Annotated in this window: 12 protein-coding genes and 1 tRNA gene; 7 read left to right on the forward strand and 6 right to left on the reverse strand. The window is 64.8% G+C overall.

Annotated elements, in window-relative coordinates; translation table 11 throughout:
* Nucleotides 1-31 precede the first annotated feature (31 nt).
* Nucleotides 32-104, forward strand: a tRNA-Arg gene (locus tag FS507_RS04100).
* A gap of 82 nt (nucleotides 105-186) precedes the next feature.
* Here FS507_RS04100 and FS507_RS04105 read toward each other — a convergent pair.
* From FS507_RS04105 to FS507_RS04120, 4 genes are read right to left on the reverse strand one after another with little or no spacing between them, the layout of a single operon-like run.
* Nucleotides 187-2,928, reverse strand: a complete 2,742-nt coding sequence (locus FS507_RS04105; protein WP_145941541.1) for an AAA family ATPase — start codon at nucleotides 2,926-2,928, stop codon at nucleotides 187-189.
* A gap of 7 nt (nucleotides 2,929-2,935) precedes the next feature.
* Entirely contained in the window at nucleotides 2,936-4,195 is a 1,260-nt protein-coding gene (locus FS507_RS04110) for a metallophosphoesterase family protein (protein ID WP_145941542.1), read from the reverse strand.
* Nucleotides 4,188-5,252 (reverse strand): SWIM zinc finger family protein, encoded by a 1,065-nt coding sequence (locus FS507_RS04115; protein ID WP_145941543.1) that lies wholly within the window; start codon nucleotides 5,250-5,252, stop codon nucleotides 4,188-4,190. Before FS507_RS04115 ends, FS507_RS04110 begins: the two co-directional genes overlap by 8 nt.
* Entirely contained in the window at nucleotides 5,242-8,424 is a 3,183-nt protein-coding gene (locus FS507_RS04120; RefSeq protein WP_145941544.1) for a DEAD/DEAH box helicase, read from the reverse strand. The genes FS507_RS04115 and FS507_RS04120 overlap by 11 nt, the downstream gene beginning before the upstream one ends.
* A gap of 240 nt (nucleotides 8,425-8,664) precedes the next feature.
* On the opposite strand from FS507_RS04120, the gene putP reads away from it, so the two are divergent.
* Together putP and FS507_RS04130 are read left to right on the forward strand one after the other, a co-directional pair.
* A complete protein-coding gene (putP, locus tag FS507_RS04125) occupies nucleotides 8,665-10,290 on the forward strand; it encodes a sodium/proline symporter PutP (protein ID WP_145941545.1) in 1,626 nt (541 codons plus the stop codon).
* Between the two features lie 59 nt (nucleotides 10,291-10,349).
* Complete coding sequence (locus tag FS507_RS04130) at nucleotides 10,350-11,069, forward strand: HNH endonuclease family protein (protein WP_145941546.1); 720 nt, start codon at nucleotides 10,350-10,352, stop codon at nucleotides 11,067-11,069.
* A gap of 34 nt (nucleotides 11,070-11,103) precedes the next feature.
* On the opposite strand, the gene FS507_RS04135 is transcribed toward FS507_RS04130, so the two are convergent.
* A complete protein-coding gene (locus FS507_RS04135; protein ID WP_145941547.1) occupies nucleotides 11,104-13,251 on the reverse strand; it encodes a DEAD/DEAH box helicase in 2,148 nt (715 codons plus the stop codon).
* A gap of 90 nt (nucleotides 13,252-13,341) precedes the next feature.
* On the opposite strand from FS507_RS04135, the gene FS507_RS04140 reads away from it, so the two are divergent.
* The 3 genes from FS507_RS04140 (at nucleotide 13,342) to FS507_RS04150 (ending at nucleotide 17,054) form a co-directional block, all read left to right on the forward strand.
* Entirely contained in the window at nucleotides 13,342-14,778 is a 1,437-nt protein-coding gene (locus FS507_RS04140) for an amino acid permease (RefSeq protein WP_186314544.1), read from the forward strand.
* A 103-nt stretch (nucleotides 14,779-14,881) separates the two neighbouring features.
* A complete protein-coding gene (locus FS507_RS04145) occupies nucleotides 14,882-16,351 on the forward strand; it encodes a glyceraldehyde-3-phosphate dehydrogenase (protein ID WP_145941549.1) in 1,470 nt (489 codons plus the stop codon).
* 82 nt (nucleotides 16,352-16,433) lie between these two features.
* Nucleotides 16,434-17,054, forward strand: coding sequence for a hypothetical protein (locus tag FS507_RS04150; protein WP_145941550.1), 621 nt, complete (start codon nucleotides 16,434-16,436; stop codon nucleotides 17,052-17,054).
* Between the two features lie 43 nt (nucleotides 17,055-17,097).
* Here the strand turns inward: FS507_RS04150 and FS507_RS04155 are convergent, their stop codons facing one another.
* Nucleotides 17,098-17,874, reverse strand: a complete 777-nt coding sequence (locus tag FS507_RS04155) for a hypothetical protein (RefSeq protein WP_145941551.1) — start codon at nucleotides 17,872-17,874, stop codon at nucleotides 17,098-17,100.
* A 294-nt stretch (nucleotides 17,875-18,168) separates the two neighbouring features.
* On the opposite strand from FS507_RS04155, the gene FS507_RS04160 reads away from it, so the two are divergent.
* Nucleotides 18,169-21,906 carry a multifunctional oxoglutarate decarboxylase/oxoglutarate dehydrogenase thiamine pyrophosphate-binding subunit/dihydrolipoyllysine-residue succinyltransferase subunit gene (locus FS507_RS04160; protein ID WP_145941552.1) on the forward strand — a complete coding sequence of 1,246 codons (3,738 nt, stop codon included), beginning with the start codon at nucleotides 18,169-18,171 and terminating at the stop codon, nucleotides 21,904-21,906.
* Nucleotides 21,907-21,912 lie beyond the last annotated feature (6 nt).

Here is a 21,912-nt window from a genome sequence, read left to right on the forward strand (position 1 = left end):
CGTGGACCCGCGGTGCTATAGTAACCGCATTGCCTCCGTAGCTCAGGGGATAGAGCACTGGTTTCCGGTACCAGCGGTCGGACGTTCGAATCGTCTCGGGGGCACACTGCGCGGCCCGACCACCATCATTGATGGTGGTCGGGCCGCTTTCTGTATGCCCCCGCGGTGGTTAAAGGGTCTCCCCCGCTACCCGCGCTGCAGCTCTGCCATGGAGGTCACCGTCGCCCCGGGGACACTGTCGAACCGTGCCGGATCACAGGTGAGGATGATGATCTGGTTCGTCCTCGCCAGCTGTGAGAGCACGACGTTCATCCGGTGGATCCGGGCGGTGTCGGAGAAACCGAGTGCGTCGTCGATGACGACGGGGACTCCTTCACCACGCCCGATGATGTCCGCGACCGCGAGCCTGGAGAGGATGGCGAGTTGCTCCCTCGCCCCGCCGGACAGTTGTGCAGCGTCAAGCGCGGTGGCGTCCAGAACCCGGCGCGAGATACTGAGGTCCTCGTCGAACTCGATACTGACGGCACGGCCGTACAGTGTCCTGGCCAGGCTTTCCACGGAAGCGCGGTAAGGGGCTTCATAGCGGCGCCGCGCGTCGTCCCGCGCGGCCTGGACGGCACGGTGAAGGGTATCCGCCGCCTGCGCCTGTCGTGCGACCCGTTCTTCGGTCCGTTGTGCCCGCTGGAGTCGTGCGGAGGCCGCTTCGAGTCGTTCGGCTACGCCGCTGTGCTCGCCCAGCGCGCCGTTCGCCCGCGAGATCTCATGACTGACCCGGTCGGCACGGTCACGCAAGGTCCTCACCCTCGACTCCGCTCCCGCCAGGAGTCCTTCAAGGGTGTCGAGGTCGCTGACGGAGGGATCGAGTTCGGCGGTCAGTCCCTCCAGTTTTGCCGTCGCATCCTCTACCTCACGGTGCGCCTGGTCAACCTGTGTTCGCAGGTCATCGTCGCTGACGTCCGCCCGCAGTCCCTCCAGTGCCGCCTTGAGTTCCGCCACCCGGGCCGCTGCCCGTTTCTGTTCCTCGAGCCGGCTGTTCAGGACTGCTGCCGCTCCGGTTCTGGCGAGGGTGTCGAGTTCCTCGCGGAGCCGGTCGACGCGGCTTTCGCACGCTTCGGCGTCCTGAAGCAGCTCCTCCTTGTCTGCGGTCTCGGCGTCCGGCAGTTCAACTTCGTTGTCCGGGTCCCCGGTGTCGAGAGCGTCGAGGGCTTCGCGGGCCGCGGACACCGCCTGTTCCGCCCGCCGGTGCTGCAGGTCGTGTTCCTTGATGTTCCTGTCGAGTTCCTCCAGTCCGAGCCCGCCGGTCGCCTGGCTGACCTTGATTCTGAGTTCTGCGAGCTCGGTCTGGAGCTGCCGGCGTGTCTCGGCTTTCCGTGTCACCGCCTCGACGGTGTCAACGCCGGCGCCGGCGAGCGCTGACTGCAGACGCGCCGTCGCACTGTCGACGTCGGCGGTGAGGTCACTGCTGCCGTCCGGCCCCCCGACCCCCTGTGCCGGGGTGATCGTGAGCGAAAAGTCGCCGAGTTGCAGTGTGCGTCGGGAGGTGACGCGGAGTTGTTGCGGGGTCTCACCGAGTTCGTACTCGCCTCCGTCAACGGAGAACCGTCCACCCTGCACCCCGGTCAGCTCGATCAGCGTGGCCGAGGCGTCCCGGACGCTCTCCGCCCTGGTCAGATCGGCGTCGGCGCGTCGCACCGTCTCGACCGCCTCCGCTGTGACGGGATTCTGGTCGATGAGTTCACGGGTGTCGGTGATCTTCTCCGCAATGCCGCGGGCCTCTGTCTGTTTCGACCGGAGTGTCTGCAGCGTCTCTGCCACGGTGTCACGGTGGTGGACCGCGTCAAGGTAGCGGATGAACGCCGTCGTGGTGCGGGCCTGCCGACGTTCGCGTGTCAGCGCCGTCCGTAGCTCGGCCTCCTGCTGCTGTGCACCTTCTGCGGCGTCCGAGGCCGCAGCGGCCTCTGCGGTGGCCTTGTCGTGGCGGTCCACGGCGTCGGTCAGCTCAGTGACACGGTCCCGACGCACCTGGAGCCGTTGTTCAGCCAGTTCCAGTCTCTGCTGTGCGCCGGTCAATCCTGCGCGGCATTCATCCAGTCGGCGTTGTCGTTCCCGTCCCTTCTCCACGTCGACCGCTGCGGTTTTCGCCTTCTCCCGGGCGTCGGGCTCCTGCTGCGCGATGGTCTCTTTCTCGGCGCGCAGACGCTCCAATTCGATGATCAGTGTCTGCGCCTGGTCATAGGCCTTTTCTGCTGCGGTATGCTCCTCCAGCGCGGCCGCGTGTTCGTCCACGGCCGCTTTGTACTCTTTCGACGGTTTTCCACCCGGAGTGAAGTAGCGCGACCTCTCCGTGGCGATCCTGTCCACCAGGGCGGCCGCTCCCCCGCCGTCGGCATCGGCGGTGCCGACACCGTCATTGTCATCAGATTCCTCAGATTCCTCCGCCGTGTCTCTGTTCAGCGCCCTCTCCAGCGGTCCGAGACCGGCGGCGGCGAGTTGGTCGAGACTCGCCCCCTGTTCCACTGTCAGCGCGTCGAGCAGGTCGGTGTCGACTTCCCCCCGCATGATTTCGGCGAACCGGTCCGACGCTTCCCTTCCGGTCAGGCTTTCCGCCCGGGGCGTTGTGACCCGCAGTTCACAACGTCCGCTTCCTTTGTTGAAGGCCTTGGTCAGCTGTAGTTCGGTCTCTCCGACGACCAGCTCGGCAGAGATCGTGGTCGGCTCGTCAACGCTGACGTCCTTCAACGCCTTGACGTCCCGCCTCCGGGAACTCGTCGGGGTGTCATCGAGCAGGAGGCGGACCGCACGGAGCAGGGTCGATTTCCCCGCCTCGTTGGGTCCGTGCACGACCAGTACGCCGCTTTCGGGAAACTCGAGATGGGCATGGCTGACACCTGCCACGTGTGACAGGGTGAGTGACCTGAAGTTCAGCATGTTCGTCCTAGTTCCCCTTCTGTGCGCTGAGCCGGTACAACAGGCGCAATGCGTCACGGGCGTCGGCGTCGTCGTGGGAGGCGCGTTCGGCCAGTCCACGGGCCGCCGCACCCACCACCCCCGGCCAGTCGGCGAGCGCCAGTTCCTCGTCCCCGGGGACCACGTGGAGGTCCATCAGCCGACGACGAGGGTACAGAGCTGCGAAAGCCGGAGCGATGCGGTCAAGTTCCTCGTCAAGCACGGCGGCGGTAGCCAAGTCAACTGATCCGGCCAAGGCGTACTTCACGACCGTCGTGCGCTTGTCCCGGATATCCTCGAGCCTGTTGATCCACTCGGCCACGTCTTCACTGCTGTTGATCTGTGCGGTAAGCGCCAGAAATCTCCAGCGACCTGTCTTAACCTCCTCGACACTGACCTGTGGAGCCCGACCGGCATTCTCCCCGGTGGTAGGCAGGATGTCGACGACCAGGGCATATCCTGACTTCGTTTCGCCACCGCCTCCTTCTTCCCGGAAGTCGGTCACCTCAGGGCTCCCGGAGTACCAGACGGTCCCGTCGGGGTGCAGGGATGTGACGGAGTGGGTGTCCCCCAGGGCCAGCATGTCGATGACACCGTCGCGACAGGCCCTGGCTGCTGCATCGACATCGATGACGGCGGGATCCTCCCCGGACGACCGTGATTCGGTGGCACCGTGGCCGACGAGGATCTTCACGGTCTGCTCCCCTGTGCGCTCCGTGTGGCCCGGCCCCCCGGCTTCCGCCTCCCGGGCGAGCACGGAGGCCACAGGATCGGTGCTCATGTACTTCGACAACAACGGTGCCCCGATGATCTCCGCTGCCGGAGAGCTGTCCGTACGGCCAGGGACAGCCCGCGGTCGGCTGTCATTGAGCACCTGGACCGCCGGTGCGAGCCCGTCGAACTCCTTCGACCGGTAGACACTGGCCGCGTCGTACGGGTCGTGGTTTCCCGGGAGGAGAAACACCGGTACCGGACTCCGGCGGAGGATGTCCACTGTGCGGCGCCAGGTCACCGGATCAACAAGGTTGTCGTCGAAGACGTCACCCGCCACGACCACAGCTGCGCACTGACGCGCCCCTGCGACGCCCAACAACCGTTCCACTGCCGCGAGACGCGCCTCACGGTAGCGCGGCCCCGCCTCCTCCCCGAGGAACCATCGGTCCATACCCAACTGCCAGTCCGAGGTATGGAGGAACCGGAACACGCCGGGATCAGGCGTCGTCGGTAGCTGCCGCGAGGAATCAGTCATGGTGACCACTACTATCATCCGGCCCGGACAGCCACGGTTCGCGTTCGAACTCCTGCCCATCCCCGTCGTCACCACCGGCCGGGCCGTCGAGCACAGTCAACGCCTCGAAGCACCGCGTCAGGGTGTCGAGGACCCGCAGTTGGTCGGCGTTGTTCCAGCTGAACTTGCGCAGTGCCGCGTCCCGGGCGGACCTGTCGCCGAGTTCCAGTCCGAATTCGACCTCCAGCGGCTCCCACACGGCAAGATCCCCGGGGTCCCCCCAGAACTCCGTCGGTGAGTACGTGACTTCCCGGTCGTCGTCGGTTTCGCCCGGGGTTCCGGTCGGGGTGTCGGAGTTTTCCTCACCTCCGTCCCCTCCGTCGACGGTCTCGAGGAGTCGGTCCATGTCGATACCGCGCCACGCCAGGAAAGCCGAAGGGTCGCCGGTGAACTCTGCGGCGAGTGCATAGGCGACACATACCCGGTGTTTACAGAATGTCGCATGGTCCGGGCAGGAGCAGAACGAATCGATGTAGTGTTCAACGCCGAACAGGACGGTGGCTATCGACGACTGGGGTCGCCGTCCTGCCAACAGGTTACGGACGCTCTCCGGGTGGTCACCGCATTCTCCGACGACGAAGTCGATCTGGCGCCGGGTCAGCGGGCGCCAACGGATCTGCACCTCGAACGGTTCAAGCTGGGTGCCACTGACGAGACCGTTGACCTGCCCCAGTTCGTAGTCGATACGGAGAACATTCCCGCTGCGGAAGTAGGTGCGTCCACGTGAGAGACGAGCCGAATCCGCCAGCGCAGTCGCGGTCCGCATCACTTGGCCGGCCGACCAGCTTTCCGTCGGCGAGGACCGTTCCTCCACCTCCGTGGCCGGTTCCTGCGGCTTCTCCACCCCACGCACCCGCGGCGGGGTCGACTGGATGGACGACGGCGTTCTCCGCTTCGTCGCGGACCTGTCGCGGCCCCGGGTGAAGTCAGCGGAGACGACGTTGTCACCCCATTCGGGCTGCGGTATGCCGACGCGTTTCCGGTCTGTGCCGCGGCGTCGGCGCCTGTCATCGACCATCGTCGTCGCCCGTCCTTCCTGCGTGGTTCGTCACCGGAGTCGCTCTGTGGTCTCCGGCGGTCTCCCTGGCGACAGACGACCGGTTGAGCTGCCAGAGCTCGGCAAGATCCTGGTCATTGAGGCTGGCGATCCACCCTTCACCACTGGTGACGATGTCACCGGCCAGCTCCCGCTTCGAACTGAGGATGTCATTGATCCGCTCATCCAGCGTACCGGTGGTCACCAGCTTATGGACCGTCACATCCCTGCCCTGCCCGATGCGGTACGCACGGTCTGTGGCCTGATCCTCGACAGCCGGATTCCACCACCGGTCAATGTGGACGACCACGCTGGCGCGGGTGAGAGTGATCCCGGTACCTCCTGCACGCGTCGACAGAATCATGACCTTGGGGCCGCCGTCGGACTGGAAGTCGTCGACCATGGCTGACCGTGCCGATCTGCTGAGCCCGCCGTGGAGGACGGGAACGCCCTCGTCCAGCGCCCCGAAGTGTCGTCGGAGTTCAGGGACCAGCATCTCCCCGAAGGACGGGAACTGGGTGAAGACCAGTACCTTACGGTCGCGGGCCAGGGCGTCTTCGATGATCTCGAACAAACGCTCAACCTTCTTCGACCGGTGGCGGCCGTTCTTCAGGAGCCCTGACCCGTCCCCCGAGAAGTGGGCCGGATGATTGCAGATCTGTTTGATCCGCACCAGGGCTCCGAGAATGATGCCGCTGCGGCCCTTACCTTCAGCCTCGGCGATCCGCTGTTCGAGACTCTTCGTGTAGGCCTCGTACAGTGCCGCCTGCTCCTCGGTCAACGGGACGGTGTCGATCACTTCCCGCTTCTCCGGAAGGTTCAACCCCATCGATTCGTCATTCTTGACCCGTCTGAGAATGAACGGTTCAACCAACCGACGGAGCTGATCCAGGGTATCGCCGTCCTGGTACCTCTCGATGGGGATGGCCAGCCGGTTCTGGAAAGCCTGGGCGCTGCCGAGTATTCCGGGGTTGCAGAAGTCGAGGATCGAATGCAGCTCCGCGAGCCGGTTCTCCACCGGAGTCCCCGTCAACGCCAGGTGGTGGCCCGCCCTGATCGCCCGGACCGCCCTGCTCTGGGCGGTGCCGGGGTTCTTGATGTTCTGCGCCTCATCGACGACGACCCGCCCCCAGGCGAGCCCGGAGTACCTGTCCGGGTTACGGCTCACGGTCCCGTACGTCGTCAGCACGAGATCGGACGACTGCGCTTTCTCCACGAACTCGGTACCGGCCACCTTCTTCGCACCGTGATCGACGAGCACTGTCAGATCGGGAACGTGGCGGGCCACCTCATTCTGCCACGTGTCCAGAACAGACGTCGGGGCGACGACCAGTGTCGGCCCGTCACAGTCGCCGGCCTCCCGCTCCCAGGCAAGAAGGCTGAGAACCTGGAGGGTCTTACCGAGACCCATGTCGTCGGCGAGGATGGCCCCGATCCGGTGCCGGTACATCCAGACCAGCCAGTTCAGGCCCCGACGCTGATGGTCTCGGAGCGGCGTCCGGACAGCGGCGGGCACCTCTATGATCTCCGGCGGTGCAATCGTCGGACGCTGGTCCTCCTCCCCCGGCGCGGGGAAGAACGAACGGACCATCCGTGCCAGCCATCCGTCGGCGTCGACGGTGATGTCCCCCGCCTTCGCCGCCGGAGTCCCGTCGGCGACGGACGTCAACTGCGCGTCGACAAGGTCAGCGAGCGTGAGCTCCGCTGTCCCCTCGTCGTTCTCTGCCCCGGCGTCGCGGAGTTTCGCGAAGTAGCTGCGCGCCACACTGAGCGAGTGTGTGTCGAGGCGGACGTAGCGTCCCTGGATCTCGACAAGTGACGACGCCGTGGTCATCAATGTGGACATCTCCGAAGCGCTGAGCGGTTCTCCGTCAACGGACACCGACCAGTCGAACGACAGGACCTGCTCCAGGCCCATCTTCCCGGACCCCGGCCCCTGGCCGACCGGAGTGACCTTCACCCGCACCTCTGGTCGTACCACCGACCATGCCCGGGGTACGAGAACCTCAGTGCCACCTGCCGTCAGCGACGTCGCGCCGTCGACGAGCAGTCTCTCGACCTGATCGGTGGTCAAGGCAAGGTAGACCACCCGGTCCTTCTCGGGACGCCCCGTCAAGGACGACGTCGGTGGGAACCACACCTTTGTCCGGAGCCACGCCTCCACGGCCGAGGAGAACTGTCTGAGCTCAGGCCAGGCACGGTAGGCCTGGTCCAACCCCTCGCGCAGCGAACGCCTCAGCGACTCCGTAGCTTCCGCAGCGGGGATCGGCTCGGCAGGACCGTCGTCCACGGACATCCTGATCTCCAGTCGCCACCGCGGTTCAGCACGGTCGGGCTCCCCCTCGTCGGGACTACCGGACACCGCCCCGGCGAGAGAATCCGGTTCCTCCAGCGAGAGGACCATCCTGGTCGACGCCTGCCGCGCCGAGGCCCGCCAGGTGTTGAGGGCCTCCGCCGTCACAGGATTCGCCCGCGCATCCGCCTCCCCGGTGAACAGCGACGAGATGAAGTGGTTCTCCGGTGCACCTCCGACCACCTCGGCCCGGTCCTGCAGCAGGCGGACACACATCCAGTGCACCAACTCGTCTGCGGCGCGCAGCAGCGTGTCCGGACCACCGTTGAGGGTGAGCACCGCAGGTGCCGTGGCCTGCAGCTCACGTACCACCCGGTTGTGCGCGCCACTGCTGGACAGGCACCAGGTGGGGTACCACTGTCCGTCGGTGAACTGCATCTTCATCATCACGCGACCGGCATGAACCGCATCGAGCAACAGATCGTAGAGGCGGACGAGCCACAATGCCTCCGGACTCAGTCCACTCGGGGCAGTGACAGGGCTCCCCCCTGCCTCCGTCCCGACCCCTCCGCATGAGTGCACATAGTGCGAGAGCATACCGAGAACAGGAAGCGCCTGGTCCGGGGTGTAGGCCTGCGTCGGAAGGTCCAGAGAACGGATACGTCCCTTCGGCGTAGCAACGCGGACGGCGTCCCGACGTCGCAGAGGACGTGACGTCATCACCTCCCGGAGCGGTTCAGGAAGATCTCCCGCTGCGATGGACGCCGCATCGACGACGACCACGTGGCCGTCGATCTGCTCCGCCCATACGTGGAGGCCCCGGCCCGCGAGCCAGAGGAGATGTACCTGGTGTTCCGTCACCCTCCTTGTGTACCACGCCGGACGGACACGAAAGATTCTCGCCGCTGCCGTATGGGGAGAACGCTGACAGGACCTGCACAAACCTGGCAAGATGCTGGACGGAACATTCGGATTCAGTGGACCGGCAACTGGATATCGACGCCGCAACATGGAAACCTGATGTGACGCCGTCTCCGTTCCGGGGATGGCAGCTGCTAATTCTGAACAATCTACCGCTACCACCTACTGAGGAGGCCCACGGTGAGTGAACAAACGTGGTTCATTATCGCCATGGTGATCTATCTGGCTGTGATGCTCGGCATCGGCGTCTGGAGTTTCACCAAGACAGACAAGTACGAGGACTACATGGTCGGAGGCCGCGGCCTCCACCCATTTGTCGCAGCACTGTCCGCCGGCGCGTCCGACATGTCCGGTTGGCTGCTGATGGGCCTCCCCGGAGCCCTGTTCATGTCGGGATTCTCCGAGATTTGGATGGCGGTCGGCCTCTTGGTCGGTTGTTGGTTCAACTGGAAGTTCACCGCACCGCGCCTGCGTAGCTACTCGGAGGTCTCCAACAACTCCATCACGGTGCCGTCGTTCTTCGAGAACCGGCTCCGCGACCACAGCCATACCCTGCGTATCGTCGCGGGCATCATCATCCTGGTGTTCTTCACCTTCTACGTCTCCTCCGGAATGGTGTCCGGCGGCCGCTACTTCGAGTCCACCTTCAACGGTGACTACCTCACCGGTCTGCTCATCATCGGTGCGGTGACGGTCATCTACACCTTCGTCGGCGGTTTCCTCGCCGTGTCCTACACCGACGTGGTGCAGGGCTCCATGATGTTCGTGGCACTGATCCTGGTCCCGGTCTTCGCAATCATCTCGCTCGACAACCCCGGTGACATCTTCACGTTCCAGGTCGACAACGCCTACGGACTCGATGAGGCTCTCGGCCCGAACTCGAACTTCTACAACCTGTTCCAGTTCACAGACACCACCAGCTGGGCCGCGTTCATCATCATCATCTCGAACCTGGCCTGGGGTCTGGGCTACTTCGGGCAGCCGCACATCATCGTGCGCTTCATGGCGATGAGGAAGCCGTCCGACGCCGTGTCCGGTCGTCGTTGGGGCGTCAGCTGGATGTTCCTGTGCCTCATCGGCACGGTCTTCGTGGCGATCACCGCTCCCGTTTTCTTCTCCCAGAACGCCGACGCGACCATCGCCGACACCACGAACTACGAGACCATCTTCCTGGACATGGGCAAGGTCGTGTTCCATCCGCTGGTCGCCGGACTGGTTCTGACCGCGGTCCTGGCCGCCATCATGTCCACCGTCTCGTCTCAGCTCCTGGTTGTCGCTTCGGCTCTGGTGGAGGACATCTACGCCGGCCTGATCAACAAGAACGCCTCGGACACGCTGCTGAAGAACCTGTCACGCGTGATGGTCGTCATCGTGGCCGTCATTGCCGCTCTGGTCGCACTGGATCCGGATTCCGCGATCCTCGGACTCGTCGAATTCGCCTGGGCCGGCTTCGGTGCCTCCTTCGGCCCGGTGGTTGTCGCAGCGCTCTACTGGCGCCGACTCAACGCCCAGGGTGCCGCAGCCGGTATGATCGCCGGTGCCATCGTGGCCTTCATCTGGGGCGGCCTGCCGCAGTTCGGTGTCATGGACAAGCCGTTCGACCTCTACGAGATGATCCCGGGTGTCGCCATCAACGTCATCCTCATGGTCATCGTGACCCTTGCGACGTCGCCGCCGAGCAAGGAGATCACCACGGAGTTTGACGAAGCCGTCCGTATCTCCAAGCTCACCGCCGGAGATGACACCGCCGATCTCAACGCCGTCCGTGCCAAGGTCAAGGAAGAGTCTGCCCAGGGTAAGCTCTAGAACCTCTGACTGTCCCCTGCGGGGAACCTCCGGGCCGGTCGGGGGAGTCTCTCTAATCCATGAGACTCCCCCGGCCGGTTTCGTCGTTCCCGTCCTTCATCGCCGCTGCCGCTGTCACGGCGCTGGCTGTCATCCTCGGCACATGGACCACGTGGCATGTCGGCGACAGGTCCGCCGTACCGCTGGCCGCAGACCGCGTCACCGTCTCACAGACGTTGGAGCAGCTCACCACCGTGCCGCGGCGTACCCATGTTCTCGACTACTCCCGCGATCACTTCGGCGGCTGGTCAGCGCAATGGTGGACAGACCCCGGCGGGGATCCCGGGGAGCAGGCTGGTGCACAGTGCGATACCCGGCACGTCGTCATGCTGCACGCCTTCGACGACCGCTCCCCCGGCGACGACGGTTCCTGTCCCACCCCTCGCGGCCAGATCACCGATGTCTACACCGGTGAGCCCCTCTCGCCCGACGACGTGGAGATCGACCACGTCGTCCCCCTGTCCGCAGCCTGGGACCACGGTGCATGGGCGTGGAGCCGTGCGGAGCGCGTGTCCTTCGCCAATGACCTCGAGCTGAACCTGCTCGCCGTAGCGAGCGCCGCCAACCAGGCGAAGAGTGACGGGAGCCTGGGCGAATGGCTTCCACCGACAGCAGAAGCCGGCTCCCCTTCGGAAGCCGGCTGTGCCTATGCTGCGAGATACCTCGCTGTGTGCCTACGCTACGGACTGACAGTCAGTGACGACGACGCCACCACCGCGAGACACTCCTGCGGGATATGACCGTCACTGACGGCCAGTCCCCACTGTCCCGTGGTCAGTCCCGGCGGGCCCCACGGTTACCGCGGTAGCTGCCACGGCCACCGCGGTCGCCGCGGTCACGGTCGCTGCGGTCACGGTCGAAACGTCCACCCCGGTCGTTTCGGTCGTTGCGTCCCCGACCTCCGCGGTCACCACGGTCGCTGCGGTCACCACGGGGGCGTCCACCGCCACGGTGTCCGCCACGGTCGCGGTCGCCGTCCTGGCGGTGCCGGGCCGGACGTCCGGCGGGGGCGCCGGGATCGGGTTCGATGTTGATCAGTTTGCCGGAGATGCGAGTCTGGTCGAGGGACTCGAACACTTCCTTCGGCAGATCCGACGGCAGCTCAACCAGGGAGTGCTCGGAAAAGATGCTGATCCGGCCGAAATCGCGGGAGTTCATGTTGCCCTCATTGGCGAGAGCTCCGACGATGGCCCCCGGGCGCACACGCTGACGGTGGCCGACACCGATGCGGTACACAGACAGGGACTTCCCGTTACGGTCGGTGACCGTGGGAGCCTGCTTGTTGAACCGCTCCTTGAAGGGACGGTGGACACCGGACTGCGCCTCGGAACCGTCCCGACGGTCCGTACGGTCGTTACGGTCCCGGCGGTCCCGCCGCGGAGGCTCCTGGATCTCCTCCATGTAGAAGGGCTCCTTGCCCTGCAGCTTCGCTGCCAGCGCGGCGGCGATCTCCGTGGGGTCGACCTCGTTCTCTTCGGCGTAGGTGGAGATCAGCTCACGGAACGTATCGACCTGCTTGCCCTTACGGGCTTCGGTGATCGACGCGTGGAACTTGTTCTTGCGTGCTTCGTTGACCTTGTCGACGCCAGGAAGCTCAATCTCGTTGAGCTTCGACTTCGTCGCCCGCTCGATGTTCTTGAGCAACCGACCCTCGCGGGGGGTCACGAACAGGATCGCTCGACCGTGCCGGCCTGCACGACCGGTGCGGCCGATACGGTGGACGTAGGACTCGGTGTCGCGCGGGATGTCGTAGTTGAACACGTGGGTGATGCGCTCGACATCGAGCCCGCGGGCAGCGACGTCGGTGGCGACCAGGATGTCGAGACGCCCGTCCTTCAGCTGGTCGACGGTGCGTTCACGCTGGTTCTGCGGTATGTCACCGTTGATGGCCGCCGCATCGAAGCCACGTTCACGCAGCTTCTCGGCGATCTCCTCGGTGTCGTTCTTCGTACGGACGAAGAGGATCATCGCCTCGAAGTCCGTGACCTCAAGAATGCGGGTCAACGCATTGAGCTTGTTGCGGTAGGTCACGTACAGGTAGTCCTGCTCGATGTTCTCCGCGGTACGCTGCGTGGACTTCACGGTGATCTCGGCAGCGTCATTGAGGTACTGCTTGGACAGGCGACGGATCGCCGACGGCATGGTGGCCGAGAACAGGGCGACCTGGCGGTCGTCCGGGGTGTCGGACAGAATGCGCTCGACATCGTCCTGGAAGCCCATGTTGAGCATCTCGTCGGCCTCGTCGAGGACGAGGAAGCGCAGACCAGACAGGTCCAGGCTGCCCTTCTCCAGGTGATCGATCACGCGCCCCGGCGTGCCGACCACCACGTGTGCGCCACGACGGAGACCCGACAACTGGGCACCGTAGGGGGCACCACCGTAGATCGGCAGCACGCTGATGCCGCCGAGCTGGTTGGCGAAAGACTCGAAGGAATCGGCGACCTGCAGCGCGAGCTCTCGCGTAGGGGCGAGGACCAGGACCTGCGGGGTACGCTGATGGGGATCAAGACGCGACAGGGCCGGCAGCGCGAACGCTGCGGTCTTGCCGGTACCCGTCTGCGCCAGACCCACCACGTCCCGCCCCTCCATCAGGGGCGGAATGGTGGACGCCTGGATCGGCGACGGCGTGGTGAACCCGACGCCTGCGACGGCGTCAAGGATCTTCTGCGGTAGACCCAAAGAATCGAAGCCGTTGGTGTCGGCCGCGTCCTCGTCGGTCTTCTCGTTCTCTGTTCGGATGTTCTTCTCGGTGACGTCCCCGTCCACAGTGCTCTCGGGAATCTCTGCGCCCACTACGTCACCGAGGTCCGGCGACCCCGTGACCGGGGAGGCGGCATCCTCGTGCAGATTCTCCTGAGGTACTGACGACTGGGAGGTTTCCGGCATTTTCTCGTCGCCGGTCACGTTCTCAGTTTCAGACATTGACCTCACAGTACGTTGTCGGAGCCGCAAAAGCGATTCGGCCGCCCTGTGCTGTGATATAGGACTCTTCGATGGTTAATATGTGAGTCCGTGAGTGACACAAGCACCCCCGCACGGCGACCGAGACAGTTACGCCGCACCCTGACCCACAGGCACATACATTTCATCGCCCTGGGCTCCGCCATCGGTACGGGCCTCTTCTACGGCTCGTCCGGCGCCATCGGTGCCGCCGGGCCCGGTGTCGTCTTCGTCTATCTCCTCGGCGGGGCGGTCGTCTACTTCATGCTTCGGGCACTTGGTGAGATGGCGGTGGCGGACCCCGCCCCCGGGTCCTTCGCAGAGTACTGCCGCCGGTATCTCGGCGGCTGGGCCGGGTACATCACCGGCTGGATGTACGCCTTCGAGATGATCATCGTCTGTCTCGCCGATCTCACCGCCATCACGGTGTACATGACGTTCTGGTTCCCCGAGACCCCCGGCTGGGTATGGGTCGCAGTGGCGCTCCTCGTCGTCGGTGCGGCGAATCTCGCCAGCGCCCGCTGGTACGGCGAGCTGGAGTTCTGGTTCACCTCGATCAAGGTGACCGCCGTCATCGCAATGATCCTCGGCGGCGCTGCGATTCTGGTGTTCAACGTCGATACCGGTGGTTCCGCCGGATTCGACAACCTCTGGAACGACGGCGGCCTGTTCCCCAACGGGATCACCGGTGTCTTCAGCGCACTCATTCTTGTTCTTTTCGCTTTCGGCGGGACAGAGATCATCGGCGTGACAGCCGGCGAGGCCGCCGACCACGAGAAGACAATCCCCAAGGCAGTCAACACGGTGCCGATGCGCATCCTGCTGTTCTACATTCTCGCGATTCTCGTGATCGTGGCTGTAATTCCCTGGCGCGACATCACCGGTGAGGAATCGCCGTTCGTCCAGATCTTCAGCGGTCTCGGTATCGGATGGGCGGCTGCCGCCCTCAACGTCGTGGTCGTTTCCGCCGCCCTCTCCGCAATCAACTCCGACCTCTACGGGGCCGGGCGAGTGGTTTTCGGCATGGCGCGCCAGGGTCTGTCGCCGAGAATCTTCGCCCGCCTCAACCACCGGGGTGTGCCGGTGACGACGATCGGTGTCATGCTCGTCGTGCTGCTGGTCGGCGTCGCCCTGCAGTTGGCGAGTGACACCGCTGCCGACATGTTCCAGAACATCGCGGCACTGGCGACCTTCGCCACGGTTTTCGTGTGGTTGATGATCCTGCTCGCCCATCTCGGCAGTCGGTACCGGTCGCGTGGCAAGGAGGGTGCGACCTCCGGGAATCTCACGTTCCCGGTCCCTCTGTGGCCTGTCGGCCAGTACTTCGCCATCGCCGTCATTCTCGTCACGTTCGGCACCATGGTCTGGATGGACGAGTACCACTCCGCATTGTGGGCCGGCGTCATCTTCCTGGTGATCATGACCGCCTTCTACCCCCTTGCCCGTCGACGCGCCGCTGCAGTCCGGGCGGCCACCTCACTCCGGGGGGACGAAACGGCGTCCGACTAGGTGTCTGACGGCCCGTTAACCTACCTTTGTAGTGTCCTTTTACCCCCTTACCGGGGATAGTCAACCCCCTCCCAGCCCATCACCCCAAGGAGCTCCCCCGCCCATGAGTGCACAGGCCCCCGATTCCCAGAGCGACTGGAACTCGCGCATTCTGCTCGCCGAACAGATCCTTCCCCTGCTGTCTCGACTGCACCGCGAACACAATGTCGTGACGTCCGTCTTCGGACGACTGCTCATCAATGTCACCGGTGTCGACGTCATCAAGTCACACCGTTACGCACGACTGGTCACAGACCGTGAACTGCCGTTGAGCTCAACACTTCCCATCCTGCAGGAACTCGTTGAGATGAACCTGGGGACGGCATCCATCGACCTCGGCCGTCTGGCGACCGGGTACGAGGCCGAAGGGGCCTCTGCGGGGAGCCTGCGCAGTTACCTCGAACGCGAGCTCGCCGAAGTCGTCGGCGGTCACTCCGAGAAAGAGCCCACCGACGTGGTGCTCTACGGTTTCGGACGGATCGGCCGGCTGCTGGCACGTATCCTCATTGCCCGCGAAGCCGCATACGGCGGCGTCCGTCTGCGCGCGATCGTGGTCCGGCGCAACGGTGACGACGACCTCGAGAAGCGTGCCAGCCTGCTGCGTCGCGACTCCGTCCACGGAGCCTTCGACGGGACGATCACCGTCGACACCGACAAGGAGATCATCTGGGCCAACGGCACACCGATCCAGGTCATCTACTCCAACGATCCGGCACAGGTCGACTACACCTCATACGGCATCACGGATGCGGTTCTCGTCGACAACACCGGACGGTGGCGCGACCGCGAGGGACTGTCTCAGCACCTCACGGCACCGGGGGTCAGGAAGGTGCTGCTGACCGCCCCGGGCAAGGGCGACGTCCGCAACCTGGTCTACGGCATCAACCATGCCGACATCACCGACGGTGACGCCGACAACATCCTCTCGGCCGCCTCCTGCACCACAAACGCCATTACCCCGGTACTCAAGGTGATCAACGACAGGTACGGCATCAGCCACGGGCATGTGGAGACCGTCCACTCCTTCACCAACGACCAGAACCTCATCGACAACTTCCACAAGGGCGACCGACGTGGCCGCGCAGCGGGACTGAACATGGTGCTCACGGAAACCGGGGCGGCGAAGGCCGTCGCCAAGGCTCTCCCCGAGCTTGAGGGCAAACTCACGGGCAATGCCATCCGCGTGCCCACCCCGGACGTGTCAATGGCGGTACTGAACCTCACCCTCGACAACGCCACCAGCCGCGACGAGGTCAACACCTACCTCCACAAGGTTGCGCTGCACTCCAACCTCCGCCAGCAGATCGACTACATCAAGTCTCCCGAGGTTGTCTCCACCGACTTCGTCGGCTCCACCCACGCCGGCATCGTGGACGGACTGGCCACCATCGCTGACGGCAACAACCTGGTTGTCTACGTCTGGTACGACAACGAATACGGCTACTCCAACCAGGTCATCCGCATTGTCGAGGAGATCGCCGGCGCCCGGCCACGGGTCTTCCCGCGGCGGCTCACACCGACGGAGCTGTTCTGACCCACAACCCTATCGAACGGATGTTCGATAGGGTCAGGTCGGTCGATCCTCGTGTCCACCGCCGGCCGTAACGTCCCGGGACATGACAAACCCCGACAACACCGACAACACCACCGCGCCCGCAGTGTCTCTCCGCACCCTCATGCGGCGGCCGCTCAGCACCCTGAGGCCCTCCCCCTCCGTCCGCCGGGCAGCCGACCGGTGCGCGGGCGTCCTACGCCATCCTCGCAGCCGGATCCAGGTGACACCGGGTTGGCAGGCTCCCTCACTGCAGGTCGCACTGCCGACAGGCCCCGCACAGGTATTCCTGTCACGCCACCGGGTCTCGCCGGTGATGTGGCGCAGGCTCACCGGTTCCGGTGCACTGGACTACCCACCCCCAGCTGTATGCCATCTGGTCACGCTGACGGCGTTCGCGACGCCCTCCGAACTCAGCGGGTCAGAACGAAATATGACGGTCGACGTCCACTCGCTGTTCCGTAGGACACTGCTCCCACCGGACTGCGCTGACCATCCGAGGAACAGAGAACTCGCCGACTGTGACTGCCTGCCCTGGCTGTCAGAGGACGTATGCGGCGAGCCGACCTCCGACGGCCGACGTCTGGAGTGGACGTGGCACGCCCTGACACATGGAGAGCCGGGCCGTTCCCACCCGCACAGCCACGGACACGGACTCCGGACCAGGCGCGATAACGTGGCCTGACCGGAACCGTGCAACGGCCGTGGCCGGGTCCCGGGGTACCAGGTCACGAATCCTCGTCGGTCTCCTCGTCCCCGGACGGGCCGTCCCCGGCAACATCGTCCTCCCACAGCGTTTCCAGGGGGACCAGGAGTGATTCCCAGTGGGCCGCCTGGGTCTGCGCGAGTGCAAGGACATCGAAGAGCCGGTCAAAATCGGTGTAGTGTCCCAGGTCGAGGACCTCTTCGGACATGTCCGCGACATTGGCGACCAGACCGCGGAACATGGCCTGACGCTCCATCTCCGAATACTCCTCACTCAGGGCCCCGTCATCCCACACGTCGGCGATCGCCTGATCCATCAGGTCCTCGAAGCCCTCCCCCAGCGAGATGAATTCGACATGGGCAGTCGGCTCCACGGACTCACCGTCAAGGGTGACAACCAGCTCAGAACTCTCCCCGATCTCCGCGGAAACACGGAGAGCGTCGCTGGCATCCTGCTCAAACTGCAGATCGACGATCCGCGAGTCAGTCCCGTCAATCAAGTCACGGATGACACCCACCACAAGGTCGGTGGCGACATGACGTGCGACGGTGGCGACCGCGTCATCCACGGAGAACACCACTCCGACCAGTGCAGCCTCAAAATCCTCGTCGTCCTCCGCCACATCGGCCATGGCGAGAAAGACATTCGCCGCCGACAGGCCGCCGGGCACGCCGTCCTCGATCTCGACGAACTGAATCTCCAGATCCGAGGAGACCGGCACAAAAAGGGTACCGTCATTGACCCTGGACTCGATCCCCTCCGAATCCAGGGACTCTGCAACATCCTCATAGAACCCCATGGCGGGTGCCTCCTAGGTACCTAATCCATACGTTGTGCAGCACGCGCCGGTTTCACGCGGCCCGCCTACCGGAACTCCCCCATGCTAGCCCAGTTCCGCCGCTGCAGCGGAGACGGAAAACGGTCATTTTGCCGACAGAACAGGACGTCCGTCACACTACGTCGAGCAAGTTACTGAAAACATACCCTCATCTGCCTGTTTCGTCCCTGACCCCGACGGATTCACCGTCCGCGGTGTTGTAGTAGGGTGGAGCGTCGAGATTGACCACATCATGAAATGAGGCGAGGACCTGCTGTGAACAGCACCAATTTCGGCCAAAATGAATGGCTGGTCGACCAGATGTACCAGCAGTTCAAGGAAGACCCCCAGTCCGTTGATCCGGAGTGGCGGGAACTCTTCAACAAGCGGCCGGACACGGTTGACCACGCCTCGGGGACACCGTCCCCGAGCTCCACGACCTCCGGGAACAGCGGCAAGACCGCCGAGACGAAGAGCACGCCGGCCGCAGAGGCCACGAAGGCCACAGGCTCCGTCGAGAACAAGACCAAGAGCGCGCCGAAGAGTGCGCCGGCCTCCCCGAAGAAGTCGCTTTCTGCATCGGTTAACCCGATCCCGGAACGCGTCGCACCTCCGGCACCGAAGGGGCCCGCCGAGGCGCCTGCCGCCGGTGAGCACCCGCTGAAGGGGGCCCAGAAGTCCATCGCGAAGAACATGGACATCTCGCTGGAGATCCCCACCGCCACGACGGTGCGCGACATGCCCGCCAAGCTCATGTTCGAGAACCGGGCCATGGTCAATGACCACCTGAAGTCCCGCGGTAAGGGCAAGATCAGTTTCACCCACATCATCGGCTGGGCGATGGTCAAGGCAGTCCAGGCCCATCCGTCGATGAACAACAGCTACAAGGTTGTCGACGGCAAGCCCGTCCTGGTCACCCCCGAGCACATCAACCTCGGCCTGGCCATCGACATGGTCAGCAAGAACGGTGCCCGCAATCTCGTCGTCGCCGCCATCCGCGAGTGCGAGACGCTCACTTTCGACGGATTCGTCGACGCCTACGAGGACATCGTCAAGCGTGCCCGTATCGGCAAGCTCACGATGGACGACTTCAGCGGCGTGACTATCCAGCTCACCAACCCGGGCGGCATCGGCACCCGCCACTCGGTGCCCCGCCTCACCCGTGGCCAGGGGACGATCGTCGGCGTCGGCGCCATGGACTACCCCGCGGAGTTCGCCGGAGCGTCCGAGGACCGTCTGGCTGACATGGGTGTCGGCAAGCTCGTCACCATGACCTCGACGTACGATCACCGCATCATCCAGGGTGCGGAGTCCGGCGAGTTCCTCCGGGACATCAGCCGACTGCTGATCAACGATGACTTCTGGGACGACCTGTTCGCCGCGATGTCAGTGCCCTACGCCCCCGTCCGCTGGAGCCAGGACCTGCCGAACATCGGCGTCGACAAATCCACCCGCGTCATGCAGCTCATCGAAGCCTACCGCAGCCGCGGACACCTGATCGCCGACATCGATCCGCTGCAGTGGACCCAGCCGGGGCTTCCCGTCCCCGACCACTCCGACCTGGAGATCGAGACCCACGGACTGACCCTCTGGGACTACGACCGCAGCTTCAACGTCGGTGGATTCGCCGGACGCGAGAAGATGACGCTGCGTGAGGTCCTCGCTACGCTGCGTCGTGCCTACACCCTCAAGGTCGGTTCCGAGTACACCCACATCCTCGACCACGACGAGCGTCAGTGGCTGGAGGAGCAGATCGAGGGTGGCCAGCCGAAGCTGTCCAACCCGGAGCAGAAGTACCTGCTGCAGACACTGAACTCCGCCGAGGCGTTCGAGAACTTCCTGCAGACCAAGTACATCGGCCAGAAGCGGTTCTCCCTGGAGGGCGCTGAGTCGCTCATCCCGCTGCTCGACGCTGCCGTCGACTCGGCTGCCGAACAGGGCCTTGAAGAGGTCGTCATCGGCATGCCCCACCGCGGGCGCCTCAATGTCCTGGCCAACATCGTGGGCAAGCCGTACTCGAAGGTGTTCACGGAGTTCGAGGGCAATATCGAGCCCACCGTCGCCGGCGGATCCGGTGACGTGAAGTACCACCTCGGCCAGACCGGCCAGTACACCCAGATGTTCGGCGACAACGACATCGACATCACACTGACGGCGAATCCGTCGCACCTTGAGGCCGTCAACCCGGTGATGGAGGGCATCGCCCGCGCCCACCAGGACATCTCAACCAACGGCCATGATCACCCGATCATGCCGATCCTGATGCACGGCGACGCCGCGTTCACCGGGCTGGGTATCGTCCAGGAGACCATCAACCTCGCGAAGCTCGACGGCTACACCGTCGGCGGCACCGTGCACGTCGTGGTCAACAACCAGATCGGGTTCACCACGACCCCGGATGCCGGACGTTCCACCCATTACGTCACCGACCTCGCCAAGGGCTTCGACGCCCCGATCTTCCACGTCAACGGCGATGATCCGGAGGCAGTCGTCTGGGTGGCCCGCCTGGCGGTCGAGTACCGTCGTCGCTTCGGTAAGGACGTCTTCATCGACCTCGTCTGCTACCGGCGTCGTGGTCACAACGAGTCTGACGACCCGTCCATGACCCAGCCGGGGATGTACGACCGTATCCAGGACCGGACCACCGTCCGCGCTCTCTACCACGACACCCTGGTGGGCCGCGGTGAACTGTCCGAGGAAGACGCGCAGCGCGCCGCCGACGACTTCCAGGGACAGCTGGAGACCGTGTTCAACCAGGTCCGCGAAGCGGAGAAGGGCGCCACCCCTGCCGAGCAGACCGGCATCGCCGGTTCGCAGTCCCTGACCCGAGGTCTGGACACCTCCATCTCCCGCGAGGTCCTTGAGGCCGTCGGCGACGCCTTCACCGGCGTCCCGGAAGGATTCAGCGTCCACCAGCGGGTCAAGCCGGTCGTCAAGCGTCGCCAGGAGATGACCCGGAAGGGCGGCATCGACTGGGCCTTCGGTGAGCTCCTCGCATTCTCTACCCTCGCCCAGGACGGTCGGCTCGTCCGGCTGGCCGGCGAGGATTCCCTGCGGGGCACCTTCACCCAACGTCACGCGGTGCTCTTCGACTCCGAGACCACTGAGCCCTACAGCCCGCTCGAGAAGCTCGCTGAAGAGTCCGGCAACGGCGGTTCCTTCCGCGCCTACAACTCCCCGCTGACCGAGTTCGCGGGGCTCGGCTTCGAGTACGGCTACTCCGTCGGAAACCTCGACGCCGTGGTTGCCTGGGAGGCGCAGTTCGGCGACTTCGTCAACGGTGGACAGACGATCATCGACCAGTACATCGCCTCCGGTGAGGCGAAGTGGGGTCAGCTCTCGAGCGTGATCCTGCTGCTGCCGCACGGTTACGAGGGCCAGGGCCCGGACCACTCCAGCGCCCGCATCGAACGTTTCCTGCAGATGGCTGCCGAGGGTTCGATGACGATCGCTCAGCCGTCCACCCCGGCGAACTACTTCCACCTGCTGCGGCGTCATGCCATGGGCACGATGCGCCGTCCGCTGGTGGTCTTCACGCCGAAGTCGATGCTGCGCAACAAGGCGGCAACCTCCGCGGTGGAGGACTTCACCGATGTGACGAGCTTCCGCTCCGTCCTCGACGACCCCCGTCTGAGCGACTCCGCCGCCACGCACGACGACATCACCACCGTCCTGCTGTGCTCCGGGAAGATCTACTACGACCTGGAGAAGAAGCGTCAGGAGGACGAGCGCGACGACGTCGCCATCGCCCGTGTGGAGATGCTGCACCCGTTGCCGCACAACCGCATCAAGGAGGTTCTCGACCGGTACCCGAACGCCGAGTTCCGCTGGGTGCAGGACGAGCCCTCCAACCAGGGGCCGTGGCCGTTCATCGCCCTGAACCTGCCGGAGCGCATCGAGGGACTCAAGCTGAAGCGGGTCTCCCGTCGGGCCCAGTCCTCGACGGCGACCGGCCTGGCCAAGGTCCACAAGCTTGAGCAGGAGCAGCTGCTCAACGAGGCGTTCGCCAAGTAGCCCCTC

The organism is Corynebacterium glyciniphilum AJ 3170 (genome assembly GCF_007673095.1).
Lineage (GTDB): Bacteria > Actinomycetota > Actinomycetes > Mycobacteriales > Mycobacteriaceae > Corynebacterium.

What these genes read in the sequence shown, in the direction of transcription:
- FS507_RS04105 (WP_145941541.1), bottom strand. Translation starts at nt 2,928, where the DNA reads ATGCTGAACTTCAGGTCACTCACCCTGTCACACGTGGCAGGTGTCAGC.
- FS507_RS04110 (WP_145941542.1), bottom strand. Translation starts at nt 4,195, where the DNA reads ATGACTGATTCCTCGCGGCAGCTACCGACGACGCCTGATCCCGGCGTG.
- FS507_RS04115 (WP_145941543.1), bottom strand. Translation starts at nt 5,252, where the DNA reads ATGGTCGATGACAGGCGCCGACGCCGCGGCACAGACCGGAAACGCGTC.
- FS507_RS04130 (WP_145941546.1), top strand. Translation starts at nt 10,350, where the DNA reads ATGAGACTCCCCCGGCCGGTTTCGTCGTTCCCGTCCTTCATCGCCGCT.
- FS507_RS04135 (WP_145941547.1), bottom strand. Translation starts at nt 13,251, where the DNA reads ATGTCTGAAACTGAGAACGTGACCGGCGACGAGAAAATGCCGGAAACC.
- FS507_RS04145 (WP_145941549.1), top strand. Translation starts at nt 14,882, where the DNA reads ATGAGTGCACAGGCCCCCGATTCCCAGAGCGACTGGAACTCGCGCATT.
- FS507_RS04150 (WP_145941550.1), top strand. Translation starts at nt 16,434, where the DNA reads ATGACAAACCCCGACAACACCGACAACACCACCGCGCCCGCAGTGTCT.
- FS507_RS04155 (WP_145941551.1), bottom strand. Translation starts at nt 17,874, where the DNA reads ATGGGGTTCTATGAGGATGTTGCAGAGTCCCTGGATTCGGAGGGGATC.